Source organism: Umezakia ovalisporum Ak1311, assembly GCF_029891685.1.
GTDB lineage: Bacteria > Cyanobacteriota > Cyanobacteriia > Cyanobacteriales > Nostocaceae > Umezakia > Umezakia ovalisporum.
The window spans coordinates 1-15,369 of the sequence record NZ_JANQDJ010000016.1 but is presented as its reverse complement, the minus strand read 5'-3'; the positions used below and the strand labels follow the sequence as shown (position 1 = coordinate 15,369).

Annotated in this window: 15 protein-coding genes; 3 read left to right on the top strand and 12 right to left on the bottom strand. The window is 40.9% G+C overall.

Annotated features, from left to right (window positions below):
* Nucleotides 1-361 precede the first annotated feature (361 nt).
* The 7 genes from NWP25_RS02730 to NWP25_RS02700 all read right to left on the bottom strand — a co-directional run bounded on the left by NWP25_RS02730 (nucleotide 362) and on the right by NWP25_RS02700 (nucleotide 7,755).
* Nucleotides 362-691 carry a hypothetical protein gene (locus tag NWP25_RS02730; protein WP_280698845.1) on the bottom strand — a complete coding sequence of 110 codons (330 nt, stop codon included), beginning with the start codon at nucleotides 689-691 and terminating at the stop codon, nucleotides 362-364.
* Nucleotides 692-721: 30 nt separating this feature from the next.
* The gene (locus NWP25_RS02725; protein ID WP_280651913.1) at nucleotides 722-2,890 is read right to left on the bottom strand and encodes a peptidase domain-containing ABC transporter; all 2,169 of its coding nucleotides are present in this window, start codon (nucleotides 2,888-2,890) and stop codon (nucleotides 722-724) included.
* 72 nt (nucleotides 2,891-2,962) lie between these two features.
* A complete protein-coding gene (locus NWP25_RS02720) occupies nucleotides 2,963-4,480 on the bottom strand; it encodes an HlyD family efflux transporter periplasmic adaptor subunit (RefSeq protein WP_280651912.1) in 1,518 nt (505 codons plus the stop codon).
* 401 nt (nucleotides 4,481-4,881) lie between these two features.
* Nucleotides 4,882-5,151, bottom strand: a complete 270-nt coding sequence (locus NWP25_RS02715) for a CTB family bacteriocin (RefSeq protein ID WP_280651911.1) — start codon at nucleotides 5,149-5,151, stop codon at nucleotides 4,882-4,884.
* A gap of 492 nt (nucleotides 5,152-5,643) precedes the next feature.
* Nucleotides 5,644-5,961 (bottom strand): CTB family bacteriocin, encoded by a 318-nt coding sequence (locus NWP25_RS02710; protein WP_280651910.1) that lies wholly within the window; start codon nucleotides 5,959-5,961, stop codon nucleotides 5,644-5,646.
* Between the two features lie 376 nt (nucleotides 5,962-6,337).
* A complete protein-coding gene (locus NWP25_RS02705; protein WP_280651909.1) occupies nucleotides 6,338-6,655 on the bottom strand; it encodes a CTB family bacteriocin in 318 nt (105 codons plus the stop codon).
* Between the two features lie 359 nt (nucleotides 6,656-7,014).
* Nucleotides 7,015-7,755 carry a diacylglycerol/polyprenol kinase family protein gene (locus tag NWP25_RS02700; protein ID WP_280689923.1) on the bottom strand — a complete coding sequence of 247 codons (741 nt, stop codon included), beginning with the start codon at nucleotides 7,753-7,755 and terminating at the stop codon, nucleotides 7,015-7,017.
* Nucleotides 7,756-7,790: 35 nt separating this feature from the next.
* On the opposite strand from NWP25_RS02700, the gene yidD reads away from it, so the two are divergent.
* Nucleotides 7,791-8,069 carry a membrane protein insertion efficiency factor YidD gene (gene yidD, locus NWP25_RS02695; protein WP_280649730.1) on the top strand — a complete coding sequence of 93 codons (279 nt, stop codon included), beginning with the start codon at nucleotides 7,791-7,793 and terminating at the stop codon, nucleotides 8,067-8,069.
* Between the two features lie 20 nt (nucleotides 8,070-8,089).
* On the opposite strand, the gene NWP25_RS02690 is transcribed toward yidD, so the two are convergent.
* The 5 genes from NWP25_RS02690 to NWP25_RS02670 all read right to left on the bottom strand — a co-directional run bounded on the left by NWP25_RS02690 (nucleotide 8,090) and on the right by NWP25_RS02670 (nucleotide 14,708).
* A complete protein-coding gene (locus NWP25_RS02690) occupies nucleotides 8,090-9,481 on the bottom strand; it encodes an AtzE family amidohydrolase (protein WP_280649729.1) in 1,392 nt (463 codons plus the stop codon).
* A gap of 140 nt (nucleotides 9,482-9,621) precedes the next feature.
* On the bottom strand, nucleotides 9,622-9,789 hold the full coding sequence (locus tag NWP25_RS02685) for a DUF4089 domain-containing protein (RefSeq protein WP_280649728.1): 168 nt from the start codon (nucleotides 9,787-9,789) through the stop codon (nucleotides 9,622-9,624).
* A gap of 28 nt (nucleotides 9,790-9,817) precedes the next feature.
* Complete coding sequence (locus tag NWP25_RS02680; RefSeq protein WP_280649727.1) at nucleotides 9,818-11,341, bottom strand: AbgT family transporter; 1,524 nt, start codon at nucleotides 11,339-11,341, stop codon at nucleotides 9,818-9,820.
* Between the two features lie 11 nt (nucleotides 11,342-11,352).
* Nucleotides 11,353-13,203, bottom strand: a complete 1,851-nt coding sequence (locus NWP25_RS02675) for an ABC transporter ATP-binding protein (RefSeq protein WP_280657417.1) — start codon at nucleotides 13,201-13,203, stop codon at nucleotides 11,353-11,355.
* Nucleotides 13,204-13,532: 329 nt separating this feature from the next.
* The gene (locus NWP25_RS02670; RefSeq protein WP_280649725.1) at nucleotides 13,533-14,708 is read right to left on the bottom strand and encodes a homospermidine biosynthesis protein; all 1,176 of its coding nucleotides are present in this window, start codon (nucleotides 14,706-14,708) and stop codon (nucleotides 13,533-13,535) included.
* 271 nt (nucleotides 14,709-14,979) lie between these two features.
* On the opposite strand from NWP25_RS02670, the gene NWP25_RS02665 reads away from it, so the two are divergent.
* Together NWP25_RS02665 and NWP25_RS02660 are read left to right on the top strand one after the other, a co-directional pair.
* A complete protein-coding gene (locus tag NWP25_RS02665) occupies nucleotides 14,980-15,144 on the top strand; it encodes a hypothetical protein (protein ID WP_280649724.1) in 165 nt (54 codons plus the stop codon).
* A 9-nt stretch (nucleotides 15,145-15,153) separates the two neighbouring features.
* Nucleotides 15,154-15,369 (top strand): IS630 transposase-related protein (locus NWP25_RS02660; protein ID WP_280649723.1); only part of this gene is annotated, 216 nt, incomplete at its 3' end.

The following is a 15,369-nucleotide window of genomic DNA, read 5'->3' as shown; positions in this document are numbered from 1 at the left end:
GGCAACGGTCTGAGGATGTCTTTGACAATCTTAGGAAATGAATTTATAATCATTATCAATTATTTTTTTTAATCCTTGGCCCAGAATTTACCATATTTTGGGCTATTTTTATCACCTCTTTCTTAACATTCAACACTTGTGATCTCTATCATGTCTATATATATAGAAAAATCTCTCATATAATGAGAGAGATTTTGAGTTTTTTGAACCATTGATATAGCATTTGCTTACCACATCAAATATGTCATAATTTCCTCTTAACCTGCAATTGTTTTCTTATATGTCAGTCAACGGAAAACGCTATATAAAAATTAAACTTCTTGAGAAAATGTGTGAGAAATGGCAATATATTTTTGATTCATCAAGTGGTTATTGATGAAAACACTCCATTGATAATTTTACTTATTAAATTACGGGGGCTATTACTATGAGAACTAACACTCGGTAACGTAAAGCTTATGGATGATGCTATAGTAATCTGTGACAAGGTGTATTTAGTACTTTGAGAACCAGATTCGTCTTCTGTAAGATTTATATGATTATCTGCCTCAGTTTGAATGTCAGTTTTCTGAAATAAAAAATTACTATTTCCCAATATATCTTGGCTTTGCCCACCAGTTAGGTTTTCTTGTTCTTCTTCAGACAGACACCGAAAAAGAAAAGACTGGTTTGATGTGTAATTTTTAGACATGATCTTACTTGCTTACATAAAGGTAAAATATCACAAAGATAAAAACTTGAGATGCTCTCCTTTTTGTGCAAGAAAGGTTTGTGGAGTACCTTGTAATTGCACTTGACCTTTTTCTAACATGACAATCCAATCAGCTCGCTTGATTACGGTGGGACGATGGGTAATTAAAATTGTAGTTTTGCCTTTGCGGTATGCCAAAATTCCATCTAACACGTTAGCTTCACTTACTGGATCGAGTCCTGCGGTGGCTTCATCTAAAATCAGCACGGGTGGATTGGTGAGAATTCCTCTAGCGATCGCTAATCTTTGTCTTTGTCCACCAGAGAGATTAGCCCCAAATTCACCCAACACTGTTTGATATTTATTAGGAAGTTGACTGATAAAACTATCTGCATCAGCAATCTCGCAAGCTTTGACAATTGCCTCAAAAGAAATGTAAGGTGTTCCTAAACGGAAGTTCTCTAAAATTGAGCGACTCCAGAAATGAGGTTCTTGGGGTACATAAACTATTTGTTGTCGGAGACAATCAAGAGCTATGTCATCGAGGTTAAAAGAGCCAATGCGGATATTGCCAGAATTCGGCTGATATAAACCTGCTAGCAGTTTCGCTAGTGTACTTTTACCACAACCAGATTTACCTATCAAGGCGATGGCTTGTCCACCAGGTAACTTTAGGGAAAAATCTTGTAACAAGTCAACTCTACCTGGGTGGTGAAATGTCACATGGGAACAGTGAATATCTGCACTCCCGGAGATTTGCGCCACAGGCTTTTGACTACCGCCCACTACCTCTGGTGTGGCATCAATCACTTCTAGGAGCCGAGAAATTGCTGTTTGAGAGCGAAAATATTCATCTACTAAGCCAACTAATGAATTAATTAAATTGAGAACATTCACCTGTAGAGCATTAAAAGCAAGCATTTGCCCGATACTTAATTCTCCTTGAATCACTAAGATACTTCCTAACCCTAGTAAAGCTACTCCACCAATAGTAGAAAAGAGTTTAGTCAGAGTATTGTTGATAATTCCGATTTGCACTGTGCTAAAGGTCAAATTGGCAAGACGACCGAAACGACTTTGAAATTCTTCCCAAAATTGGGGAGCAGCATTTGTGGTTTTAAGTACCTGTGCGCCTTTAAATGTTTCTACTAAGACCCCTTGATTTTCTGCCCCCAAAACTAAAAGACTGCGAGTTTTTTGTTGGAGGATGGGTAAAAAAGGCACCGTGGATAAGGTCATTAAAGCACTTATGAAGATAACTGCTAATGTGAGCCGCCAACTATAAAACAGCATCAAACAGAAAGAAATCACTGCTATAAAAAATTGACTAGGTAAAAGAACGACTATTTGTGATACCAACTGGTTAATATAATTGATATCTCGCAATCGGCTAGTGATTTCACCACTACGACGGGCTTCGTAGTAATTCAATGGTAACTGGAGTATTTTCCGTCCAAATTCCAGAACTAGCCCTAGTTGGAGGCGTTGACCAAAGTGAGCAATCATGGTGGATTGCAACAATTGTAGAGTGCTACTGAATACAGTCATAACTACAACTGCTGCTACGACAACGGTTAATAGCTGAGTATCTCCGCGCACTAAAACATCATCTGTAAGGATTTGGATCAGTACAGGTGAACCTAATGCGAGTACACCCAAGGCTATATTCAGCATTAAAACCTGAGCTAGCAGACTACGATAAGGCAAGATCCGCCTCAGAAAGCGTCCTAAGCCCCCTGTTGATTTTTCTTCGGGCTGATCAAAAAAGCGGTCTGGATCTGGTTCCAATAACAGCATCACCCCATTCCAAGCGGCGGCTAACTCGTCTCGGTCAACATAACGAACGCCCACCGATGGATCACCAATGACATACTTTTTGCCTTTTTGGTCATATAAAACTACCCAGTGATAGCCGTGCCAATGGATTATCGCTGGTAACGGGACCTCTTTGATTCTGTCGATAATTTCTGGCGAGGCTTTAACTGCTCTGGCATTAAATCCCAAATTCTCTGACCCACGTTTTAGGCCTAACAAAGTAGTTCCTAGCTGTCCTGTTCCTACTGCTTCTCGGCTGCGATTAATGCTTAAAAACTGTCCGTAATGTTTGCAAATAGAAGCTAGACAAGCTGCTCCACAGTCTTCTTCGCTTAATTGTGAAACACAGTGATAGTTTTTTTGCTGTTTGATGAACCCAAGCATAAGTTATTTGGTTTTTTGTTTTTAAGTTTTGTGGGCGGGGTTGTTTTGAGGTTTTTATCGCACTAAACTTGCTTATAAGTCGGTGATTAATCTGGCTTTGCGAAGAATGAAGTTGAGTACTGTTTCTTGACGCGAAATTATATCTGCTCTACCTTCCATGCCGGGTTTGAGATGACATTGATGGTTTCCTCTGGCTAAAAATGTGCTTTCGGCTTTTATGGTGGCTTCATAGGCAACTATCTGGGCAGCACCTTGAGCACCAGGCTCGGCGCGGTTATTTCCCACTGGTAGAGCATCTGGTGCTACTGTTTTTACGGTTCCGTGGAGTGTGCCGTAGTCTGGATAAGGACAGGCTGAAATTTGCATTTGCACTTTTTGCCCTGGTTTTACTTTGTCGATGTGTTGTGGCTGAACAAAAGCTTTGATGACCATGGGACTATTGAGGGGCGCAATGTGAGCGATGGCTTGGCTTTGTTGTACTACCTGCCCGGGGTTATGGAGTTTTAACTGCAATACTGTTCCTGTGATTGGGGCTCGAATGACAGTTTGTTTTAGGTCGGTTTTTACTTTTTCTAGTTCTTTATGTGTCTGATTTTTTTGTTTTTGCAGTTCTAGACGCTGTTGAAGCAAAGTTTCTCGTTCTCTGTTTAATGCGGCTATGGTGGCTTGACCTTTGGCTTGTTCTTGTTTAATCCGTTCATAGGCGACGGTTACAACCCCATCACTGGGATTGATATTGGTTTGAGCTTTTTTGAGTTTGATTTCTGCTATCTTTAAGGCTTGTTCTTTTTCTTCTATCAAGTCCTTAGTCCTAGCTTTTGCCTGTTCTAGCTTGGTTTGGGCTGTTTTTACTTCCTGTTCTTTTTCTTCTAAGAGGTTGCGGGAAATTGCTCCGGATGTGACTACGGATTGCAGTCGATTATGTTGGGCTTTTGCTAAATTTAAAGCTACTTCGGCTTCTTGTATGGTTAGAGTTAATAAATTATTTTGTTTTAGGCGATCGCGTTGCGCTTTTGCTAAATTCCAAGCAGCTTCCGCTTCTATCAGGTCAGCTGTAGCTTGAATTTTCTGGTCTTCATAGTTGCGTTCAGTAGCATTAAGTTCGGCTTGCACCGCGATCATTGTGCGGTTGATTAAGGTTTTTTGCGCCGCAATCTGAGTAACGATTTCACTGATTTGAGCATCGATTTGACGAAGTTGTAATTTACTCTGGTCAACACTGTGTTCTAGTTGGCTTTTTTGATTTTGCAAACGGGAATCATCAATGTAAGCAATGGGTTCTCCTTGAATGACTACTTGATTTTCTTGCACATCTATTTTTTGCACTGTTCCAATCACAGCAGATTGAACAATTCCCAATCTTCCTTCCGGTCGAATAGTAGCAGGAACTTTCACTGTGACATTGTAATTAAAAACAGATGTCAGACCAGCAGCCGCGATAAAAGTGCTTAGGAGAACTCCTGCACCGATGTGAGTCCATTTACCGATACGGGGAAGAAACTCGTTAGGTTGAACTAAACTCAGTTCTTCTGAATTCGGTTCATTAAACCTATTCCAAAAATGGTTGTCTTGTTGAGAAAAGGAGTTCACGGTAATGCACCTTGGAATTGAATTAAATCAATATAGATTTTTGGCAAAAGTCCAAAAATAAATCATTCATAATTAACCGCCGATAAAGGCCGATGATACTCAAATTTGCTTAATATTCTGCGAAAAAGTGAAACAGTAACATATGATGCTAACAGTAGCTAACATCTGGTTTATGATATTTTATAATTGGGTATGGGGATAACGTGTAAGAACAACAGAGGAGAAAGGTCTAAGTCTCTGAGATAAGTCACTTACGTTGAGGGAGTGATAACTATCTCCTCTCGCCCCTTTCATATACCAACACAAAATTTAGTTAGCATAATTAAGGAGGTTGTTGTTGAAAAACACAGAAAAACTTCGATATCCAGCAAAACTAAGGCTAATATCTCAAGTTGAGATATTCAATTATTCAAGGCTGGAGGAACAGAAAGTTCTGTAGGTTTACTAAACAAAAAACTTACAGCATTAGAACTTATATCAGCAAGTTGAGTATTTGATTCAGAAGTGTTTCCTTCTGGACTAGAATTATTGGTCTTGGTCGTTGTTGCAACTCCTTGACTAAAATTGTTATCTTTCAGTTGATAGTTGACACCACCAACTAGTACTTCCTGCTGTCTATCGGATAATTCTGACCGGCCAAACCAATCCGATGTAATGATTTGATGTGACATGATGATTAACCTCACTGACAACCAACTCAAAAATGTTTTGGTATGATTGTTAGCCTCACTCACGTAATTCTCAAATAAAGGATTCCAGAAACGTTATCTTCAAGTATTTAGCGAAAAATAACACATAAACCCCCGGAATCCATTTTTGCGGAAATGTTGAGTTACCAGATAGTCAATGCTAGCTGAAGACAATAAACACAGTCACTTGTGCAATCATCAATTATTCAAAATAGCAATTGCAGATTTCTCATGTACGGATATAATTTATTACCCCGCTATTAGTTGTGCTATTACCTATGCCGTTGACAACTGGTGCAGCCCCAAAGCATCGACTGTAAGAACACCTGAAAAAAGAAACCCAAAGCCCTTAATTAACTGGTACGATGTCACCACGCTTTACTTCTGCAATGCTTTGGGTTATTGACTTTAAGAACTGCAGATTTTGAGTAGGCGCATTTTGTAATCTTTGTGTGACAGATTGCCTGGTGGAACTTATTCTTCACCACCGGCACCACCAGCACCACCGCCTACACCGTTGAGAACTGGTGCGCTGCCTAGGGGAGAGATTCTAGGAACTTCTGCCCCACCTAATGCCATTAAGTCTTGTGCGGCAGTGTTAATAGCCGTCACCTGGCCTGTGGAGTTAGCAGTACTACCATTTGGGCCGGAGTTGGTTGTTCCCTGTAAATTGGCTAACCTGTTGGCGAAATTACTGCCAGTTAGCTCAAAATCAGCACCGGCAGTTAGGAGTTCTTGTTGCTTGTCTGATAAGGGGACACATAATTGTGATAAAACTGTTTTTGCTGTCATGATTGTTAGCCTCACTTAGGTAATTCTCAAAAAAAAGATTCCAGGCGCTGAGTTGATGGAGTTTTACTGAGGTATTTAGCTAAAATAAGCTGGCAAGAAAATTCTGCAACCCTAGCCTACTTTCCTCCCCTGAGAACAAGTAACTGGGACTTCTTGAATTTAGTACAATGCCACCATAGTCTCTGGAGAAACTCACTCTTGGTCACTCTGCTATGATTTCTGCTATGGGATTTCATAATTGCAGATTTTGAGTAGGCGCACTTTTTGATCACTCCCACACACCATTTTTTTGCTGAGATGGGTGAAACGCTTTTATGTGACAGATCGGCTTTTTCGGTCAACTGTGGAAATAGTGTGACAGTTTAGCTGGTGGAATTTATTCTCCACCACCGCCACCACCGCCACCACCGTCTACACCGTTGAGAACTGGTGCGCTGCCTAGGGTATCAATTCTAGGAACTTCTGCAGCACCTAATCCCATGAAGTCTTGTGCCGCAGTATTGATAGCGGTAATATCGCCTGTAGAGTTGGCATTACTGCCACCTGGCCCAGCATTACTTCTTCCTTGTAAGTTTGCACGTTTTTGAGAGAAGTTGCTACCAGACAGTTCAAAATCAGAACCACCTGTTAAAAGTTCCTGTTGGTCATCAGATAAAGTGACAAATAATTCTGATGCAAATATTGGTTGTGACATGATTGTTAGCCTCACTTACGTACTTAGGTTTGTTACCACCTAAGAACTCAACTATAAGCACTGTTTGTAAGGAATTCATAAATCCCCAGATAGAAATCGGTCTTTTATGTTTACTCCTCAAAGTAGATATAAAGTCTGATTTTTTTGGAATTGGAACTTAACTCTAGAACATAAATAGTCAATATTTCATATTTTTGCAGTTATGTCATTAAATAATCGACTTTTCAATTTTCTACTTGGGCGATTGCTTGATGATCATTTATCACAATTGCGTAATTAAAAATACAAAATATTGTAACCATTTGTGAGGTGAACAATGTGCAGGGATTGCGCCGAGGGTAGTGCCGAAGGCAATCACATTAACGAGAATGCACCAAGAAGGTATCAATTAGGAAAAATGCTAAGGCTGCACTGCCTAAAGGAACTGTTAAATTATCAATACCCAAAAAAGAAATAGCTTCTAAACAAGTAGCAGTTAAGGCAATGGCTAGGGATACTACCCAAATAGGCCAAATGTTTCCTTCTACACTTAATAAAATCAAGCTAGTGATGGTATAACTAGCTAAAGTCATAGTCAGTGAGCCTTCCCAACTTTTTTGTGCTCCTAAGACTTTATACTTATGTTTACCAAAACGTTGTCCAATCAATGCGGCTAACCCATCGCCCCAAGCCATGACCATGATTCCGATGGCTGCGTACTGGGGCTGTTGTATGTGCCAAAACCAAGCTACTAAAATGCCTATACTAACAGCATAAAAGAAGGTTCCAAAACTTCGTCTGCCCACGCTATTAATACCGGGAAAAATGGGAAATCTGTATGATAATAAGGTGATGCCACTGGCTACAATCGATGCTGTAATGCCTAAACTTGCCGGAACATTTAGCCACCACGCAAGCATGATCACATTGCCTGTGCCGATATGAACGATTTTTCTGACTATTTCTGGTTCGCCCTTAGCAAAGCGATATACCACCCATGCAAGGAAGAGGATAAATGAGACCCAAACGGCAACTACGGTAGTTTTGAGCCACAAAGGTGGATCTGAGGTTAAATCGAGAACTGGAGATAACAAACAAATTATAAGATAGAAGTTTTTCATCCGTATTACTAATTTATAAGATTTAAGGAATTGTGATCAGAATATTATTGATTTGGTTGATTAAAGGTTACAGAATGTTTATTTCGCCCCTGTTTCCGCCGACTTGTCGCTTTCAACCAACTTGTTCCATGTATGCTATTCAAGCGATTGAGCGATTTGGTGTATGGCGCGGTGGGTGGATGGCTACGCGGCGGATTTTCCGTTGTCATCCCTTCCACCCAGGGGGATATGATCCAGTACCAGAGGTGAACAAGCCTTGCTGTGATCATACTTTGGCGGCTTCTGAGCAGCAAAAAGAAGAAAAGCATGACTGAAGCAGCTGGGAATCGCTATTTTAGCTAGGAGCCATTTTGGCAGAAGTTACTGCTTGGGATTCTAAAACAGCTGCAATTTGTAAAATCAAAATTTCATTGTAGGGTGCAGATACTAGCTGTACACCTAAAGGTAAGGCGTTTCCTCCCTGAATTGGCACCGATAACACAGGTAAGCCAATGAATGATAATGGTTGTGTGAATAGCCCGAGATGAGGACGGACGGGGATTTCTTCACCATCTAATATCATAGTTTGTTGACCAATGAGGGGTGCAGAAATGGGTGTAGTGGGAGCGAGAATGATGTCTACTTTTTGAAATACTTCTTCCAGGCGATGGCGATACCATCTGCGAAAGCGTTGTGCTTGTAAGTACCAACTATTCGGTATTAATGCGCCTGCTAAAAAGCGATGGCGTGTGGCGGGGTCAAAATCTTGGGGACGGGATTTTAATTGATGTAAATGCAGATTTGCTCCTTCACTGGCTGTAATGACAAAGGCTGCCGCTCGGGCGCGGTGGGCTTCTGGTATGGTGATATACTCGGTTACATTTAAGGCTTGGGCTACTTTTTGTACTACTGCCAAGGCTTTTGGTGTTGCACTTTGAGTAAAATAATCATCTGCAATGGCAATTCTAATACCAGAAATATCTTGCTCAAGTTGTGGTAAACATAATTGGCAAGGGCGTCTTGTACAAATTGGATCACGTTCATCTTCTCCCTGAAGGATATCAAAAGCAGTGGCAATATCTTGTACTGAACGGGCAAAAGTGCCGATGTGGTCAAAACTGCTGGAAAATAAGGCTACCCCAGCACGAGACAAACGCCCATAGGTTGGTTTGAAGCCGAACACACCACACAAAGCGGCTGGAACGCGAATGGAACCGTTAGTGTCGGAACCTAATGTCAAAGGTACTAATCCAGCCGCCACAGCCGCAGCTGAACCACCAGAAGAACCGCCAGCTATTCTTTGTAAATCGTGGGGGTTACGGGTTACGCCGTAATGGAAATTTTCTGTGACAAAACCATAGGCGTACTCATCCATGTTTAAAGCGCCTACAAGCACTGCACCTGCTTGTTTTAACTTGGCTATTGCTGTTGCATCTTGCCTAGCGGGGGGGTTTTCTGCGTTGATTTTCGACCCTGCCAAAGTTGTTAAACCAGCAATATCATAAAGATTCTTGACGGCAAAGGGTACACCAGCTAATAAACCGATATGATTACCCTGGGCAATTTGCTTGTCAATTTTAGCTGCGTCTCTCAAAGCTGTTTCGGCAGTTATAGCTGTGAAACAGTTGAGTTGATGATTTCGGGCTGTGATTTGTGTTAGTGCAGCTTGAGTAACTTCCACAGCGCTAACTTGGCGTGTACGCACAGCAGCAGCTATTGATAAGGCATTATCTGAGTTAATATTCATTTCATATACTCACCGTCCTAAAAGCGAGTTTCTATTGCGAGGGTCCAGAAGCAAAATTTTTCAGGATTTGTCTTAAGGATGTCAATCCTATGATCATTCATATAGTTTGTTTTGTGCTAGCAAAATCTTGCTAATTTTAATCATGGCTCAAACACTGGTGCAGGTTCAATTTCTTCTGGTAAAGGGAAATCATTGACAAGTTGGGCGAGGGCTGCAATTTTGTCAAAATTTTCTTTTACTGAATCAATATCTTCATTTTCCAACTTTAAACCCAACAATAATACCATTTGTTCAACATAAATTTTCATTTTCTCTCCTCTTAACTAGGGTAGTTTGTTAAATCCTCATCAAAGCCCCAGGTCCAAGGGGTAAATTGAAAATAAACCAGATAATCAATAGCAAGGACCACCCCAACAAAAAAGTGATCGCATAAGGTAACATCATGGCAATTAATGTTCCCAACCCTAAATTTTTATCGTACTTTTGCCCGAATGCTACCACTAAAGGAAAATAAGGCATCAAGGGCGTAACAATATTAGTTGTAGAATCGCCAATGCGATATGCAGCTTGGGTCAATTCTGGGGAATAACCCATTAACATCAACATGGGCACAAACACAGGAGCCATAATTGCCCATTTTGCGGAAGCTGAACCCACAAACAAATTCAGCACCATAGTCACTAAAATAAATAATATCAATAATGGCACCCCTGTAATTCCTGTAGATTTGAGCAACTCTGCCCCATTAATGGACATAATCACCCCCAAATTACTCCAGCTAAAATAAGCAATAAATTGGGCAGCGATGAATGCTAAAACAATGTAATATCCCATAGCACTCATAGAATTACTCAGGGCTTTAGCAATATCTTGATGATTTTGAATACTTCCGGTAACTTTGCCATAAAATATTCCAGGAATTAGGAAAGCCAAGGCAATAATAAATACAATACTATCTAGAAAAGGGGAAGGAATAATCGTCAAAGTTTCTGGATGTCGTAAAATTCCTTGGGGTGGTAAAAGCATTACCAATAAACAAAAAATGAAAGCTAATAAAGAATATCCTGCCCATCTTAAACCTTTGTGTTCACCCGGGCTCATTTGCTGCATTTCAAAATCTACTTCTCCTACATAATTACCCAATCTTGGCTCAACAATTTTTTCAGTGACAAACCAGCCCATTATAGTAATTAACAATGTCGAAAATACCATAAAATAATAGTTAGCAGTGGCATTGACTGAATAATTAGGATTAATTAATTGCACTGCACTTTGAGTTAATCCAGCCAGCAAAGGGTCAAGGGAACTAATAAGTAAATTGGCACTAAAACCACCAGAGACACCAGCAAAAGCCGCAGCTAAACCAGCCAAAGGATGCCGTCGAAAGGCTAAAAAAATAATTGCTCCCATGGGTATAAGTACCACATAACCTGCATCAGCAGCGATGTTTGCCATAATACCGGCAAAGACCACAACGGGACAGATAAATTTACGAGGGGCGATTAAGACTATTTTGCGTAGTAAGGCTGAAAGTAAACCAGTATACTCGGCAACGCCTACACCCAACATAGCCACCAGTACAGCACCCAATGGGGGAAAATCGGTAAAGTTTTTGACGGCGGAGGTGAAAATGCGGCGGATACCATCAGGTGTCAGCAAGGATACAGCAACAATAGTTTCCTTGTTTCCGGGGTGGACGACAGAAACATTGAAAGCAGCTGCAATGGTACTGACTAAAATTACCATTAAGGATAAGAGAAAAAATATTGTCAGTGGATCCGGGAGTTGATTTCCCAGGGATTCTATCAAGGCTAAAGCTTTTCCCAACCGGGGAAATTTTTGACTTTTCTGAGGATTCATAATCACCTTAATTACCGAGTGCGTAAACCTTCACAGCTACCAGTAGGAATGGAAGCAATTAATTTTTGTGTATATTCTTCTTTAGGTTCTCGGTAAATACTTTCTGCTGTTCCTTGTTCGACAATTTGACCACGATTCATAACTAAAATGCGATCGCTCATAAATTTGACTACACTTAAATCATGAGAAATAAAAATATAGGTAAGTTGAAATTCATCTTGTAACTCCTTGAGTAGATTTAATACTTGCGCCTGTACAGAAACATCTAAGGCGGAAACAGACTCATCACAAATAATAAACTTAGGATTTAAAGCCAAAGTACGGGCAATACAAATTCGTTGGCGTTGACCACCAGAGAACTGATGCGGATAGCGGTTGATTGCATCTGCACCTAAACCCACCCGTTCTAAGAGTTCAATAACACGTTCTTGGCGTTGTCGCTTTGTTTGACGGACAGAGTGAATTAACAACGGTTCCATTACCGCATCCCCAATTTTCATCCGGGGATTTAAAGAACTAAAGGGATTTTGAAAAACGATTTGCATTTCCCGGCGCAGTTTTTGTAATGCTTCGCCTTTCAGGGTAGTAATGTTTCGACCCTCGAAAATAATTTCACCACTCATCGGTTCAATTAACCGCAGCAAACTTCTACCCAAGGTAGTTTTGCCACAACCAGATTCTCCCACTAATCCCAGTGTTTCCCCTGGCTTGACGTCAAAAGAAACATTATTAACTGCTATGTGGTAGCGTTTTGTCATGCCAAATACCCCCCGGATGGGAAAACCCACTTGCAAGTTGCGGATTTCCAATAAGGGTGGTTTATTGTTGAGGGTATCCCACCTTTGAGATGTTTCCTCAATGCTAATTTCTGGGAAATGGGGGGGTTCTTTCCCCTGAATTACTTCCTCACCAGTTCGCGTTAACTGTACAGTCATATAGTCAGAAACGGTCAGTAGTTTGCGGGGACGGCGGTTGAGTGTAGGCCGACAAGCTACTAAACCTTTGGTATATGGATGTTGGGGACTGGTAAAAATTTGTGCCACTGCACCGTATTCTACAATTCGACCTTTGTACATTACCGCTACTTTGTGGGCAATTTCCGAAATCAGTCCCAAGTCGTGGGTAATAAAGATCATGGCCATATCACGGCTTTGCTGCAATTCTCGCAACAAATCAATAATAGTTGCCTGCACCGTCACATCTAAAGCCGTAGTTGGTTCATCAGCAATCAATAGCAAAGGATTACAAGAAATAGCCATTGCAATCATTACCCGTTGTAACTGACCTCCAGAAAGCTCGTGCGGGTAACGTTGCAGGATGGCTTCTTTGTGTTGCTTAACTAACTTAGCTAAGGTGAGTTTATCTCTTTGACCTGAATTTTCCCAACACTGCTGTTGTATAATTTCATCACTAGGTAGGAGTTTGACTTCTTGCAAAACAGCGATCGCAATTTGTTTGGCTTCATTTGCTGAAACATTCTGATGTCGCATAATGGCTTCAGTCAACTGAAACCCAATAGTGTAAACGGGATTGAGAGAACTCATCGGTTCTTGAAAAATCATGGCGATATCGCCGCCTCGGTGTGCCAGCATTTGTTCAGGAGGCAATTCTACCAAGTTAATGGGTTTGCCGTTGAGTTGGGGACGAAACCAAACTTCACCACAGCTAATCTTACCGGGACTGGGCAACAAACCGATGACAGCCAATGATGTTACTGATTTACCACTACCCGATTCACCCACTATACCTAGAGTTTCCCCGCGATTGACTGCAAAGCATATATTATCTACAGCTTTGAGATTTCTACCATCACTGGAAAATTTAACTTGTAGATTGCGAACCTCTAGGACAGTTTTTATCATAGGAATCAGGCGATGAAGATTTAGGAAAAATTATTTGGATTTTAGCAATTGTCATGATGCTAGATCACCAGGGTTAAATTTTGTTAATTCATCTGGTGGGTGGTTTTTCCGTGAAAAACATTCATGAATACAGTTCATATCATGTCCTCTGTAGGAGGACAACTAAGCCGAGGGCATTGCCCAAGGCAATAGCGGACTAACTGTTTTTTGTGTCTAGGGATGATCCCTTGATGACGAAGCAAGAATCCCACATGCTTTCACCTGTGGGAGTGTCAATAAATGAGTCCTAATTCTCCACAGTAATGTTAAAAAATCTGGGCACAATTCCTTTAAAGATTACGGGAAATAACTCTACCGCAGGGATAAGTCGCCACTTCCTGCGATGCCATATCAGCTACAGCAGCCGGGACTGTATCTGATGACTGTACTCGCGCTGCTAGATAGTCTGTTTGTAGTTTCTCAAACATTGCTTCTCGTTTGTCGTATAACCGCTTCAAAGTCCGAGGCTGACATTGGTTGAGAACATAAGCTGTGACTAAGGGTAAAGCAATTGTGCTATCGGTGTAACAAACAATTGTGCTGGGTAACTCTTCAGGGTCAATTTTACCCCAGCTGACAGCTTCTGAGGGAGTTGCTCCTGACAAACCGCCAGTATCTGGTCGAGCATCGGTAAATTGGACAAAGTAATCGTGCCCGCGTTCTTCTAGTCCTAATACCTCGTGAATCTGCGGTTGAGTTTGTAGTAAAAAGTTTTTAGGACTACCACCACCAAGAATGAGGGCTGCACTTTTCCCTTCTGATTCTCTGGCAGAGTAGGCAATAGCGGCTGTTTCATTTACGTCAATTGCAGGGTCTAGAATTAACTTTGAGCCTTCTAAAGCTAAAGCCGCTACATTCATGCCTATGGAACTATCCCCAGGAGAAGAAGTATAAATAGGTACACCAAATTCATAGGCAGTAGCTAATAAACAAGAATGCTTCACTCCTAACTGCTTTTCTACTTCCCGGACATACTTACCAAGTAGATGGTGAAACTCAGCAGTTCCCATGCGTTTTTGAAAGGGTTGTGCTTGCAGAATCTTACGGATAAAAGCATCTGTTTCCAGTAGTACATCATAGCCAAAGATGATGTCATAAATTCTGATAGTACTGTCTTGGCGCAGCTTGATATCATCCAAAAAAGGACTACCAGCAAAAAGTTCAAAACCTAAGCCGTAGTGCATATCATGGTAAAGATTTGCACCTGTGCTAATCATCCAGTCAATAAAACCGTTGCGAATTAAAGGTGCTAAGGTTGAAACCCCAAACCCGGCTGGTGTCATAGCACCAGAAAGGCTAACTCCTACGGTCACCCTTTCTTTGAGGATATCGCGACTCATGAGTTGGCAGATTTCTCGTAAACGTGCTGAGTTGTAGGCTGTGAAATAATTATTAATCAAATCCACTACGCTGATATCCCTTGACATTGGTGTGGGTGAGATTTTTTGACCCAGTTGTTTTGACATTTTGGCACTCCTGAATGGTAAACACGCCGAATCTAATGTTATCTATGTTTGAACCAATTTTTACATTACCCCTAGGGAATAAACAATTTAAATACATTTGGGGATTTAAACTCTGATGGAAGTTTATAGAATTCGTTTATATTTTATCTAGGTAATTATCTATTGTTTCCATAGTATTGTTTAACGTTTCTGAAATATCATTTGTTATTTAAAAATACAGTATATCGTGAGTAAATGAGGTACAGTAAGACAGGGTGCATGAAAAAGAAAAGTGAGAGCATATTCCATAGACTTGCGAGAAAAAATAGTCAAAGCCTATGAAGAAGAGGACACCTCAATCAGAAAAGTAGCGGCAAGATTTGGTGTAGCCAAAAGCTTTGTACAAAAACTACTGACGATGAACAGGATGCAAGGTCGTGTCCAACCGAAAAAATAAGGTGGGACAATGAAAGGCCAATTGGATGGGCGGGAAGAATTACTGAGAGAAATGGTGGAAAAGTACCCAGATGCAACATTAAAGGAATACTGTGAGTATTGGGGTATAACTTACAATCAATGGGTGAGTATAACCACCATGTGTCGGGCATTGCAAAAGCAAGAACTCTCACGAAAAAAAAGACATTACGCAGCAGCCAAGGAAAAACAGAACGAGTCCAGCATT

Excerpts from the sequence above, each read along its gene's own strand:
- NWP25_RS02730 (WP_280698845.1), bottom strand. The coding sequence starts at position 691 with ATGTCTAAAAATTACACATCAAACCAGTCTTTTCTTTTTCGGTGTCTG.
- NWP25_RS02725 (WP_280651913.1), bottom strand. The coding sequence starts at position 2,890 with ATGCTTGGGTTCATCAAACAGCAAAAAAACTATCACTGTGTTTCACAA.
- NWP25_RS02715 (WP_280651911.1), bottom strand. The coding sequence starts at position 5,151 with ATGTCACATCAAATCATTACATCGGATTGGTTTGGCCGGTCAGAATTA.
- NWP25_RS02710 (WP_280651910.1), bottom strand. The coding sequence starts at position 5,961 with ATGACAGCAAAAACAGTTTTATCACAATTATGTGTCCCCTTATCAGAC.
- NWP25_RS02705 (WP_280651909.1), bottom strand. The coding sequence starts at position 6,655 with ATGTCACAACCAATATTTGCATCAGAATTATTTGTCACTTTATCTGAT.
- NWP25_RS02700 (WP_280689923.1), bottom strand. The coding sequence starts at position 7,755 with ATGAAAAACTTCTATCTTATAATTTGTTTGTTATCTCCAGTTCTCGAT.
- NWP25_RS02690 (WP_280649729.1), bottom strand. The coding sequence starts at position 9,481 with ATGAATATTAACTCAGATAATGCCTTATCAATAGCTGCTGCTGTGCGT.
- NWP25_RS02685 (WP_280649728.1), bottom strand. The coding sequence starts at position 9,789 with ATGAAAATTTATGTTGAACAAATGGTATTATTGTTGGGTTTAAAGTTG.
- NWP25_RS02680 (WP_280649727.1), bottom strand. The coding sequence starts at position 11,341 with ATGAATCCTCAGAAAAGTCAAAAATTTCCCCGGTTGGGAAAAGCTTTA.
- NWP25_RS02675 (WP_280657417.1), bottom strand. The coding sequence starts at position 13,203 with ATGATAAAAACTGTCCTAGAGGTTCGCAATCTACAAGTTAAATTTTCC.
- NWP25_RS02670 (WP_280649725.1), bottom strand. The coding sequence starts at position 14,708 with ATGTCAAAACAACTGGGTCAAAAAATCTCACCCACACCAATGTCAAGG.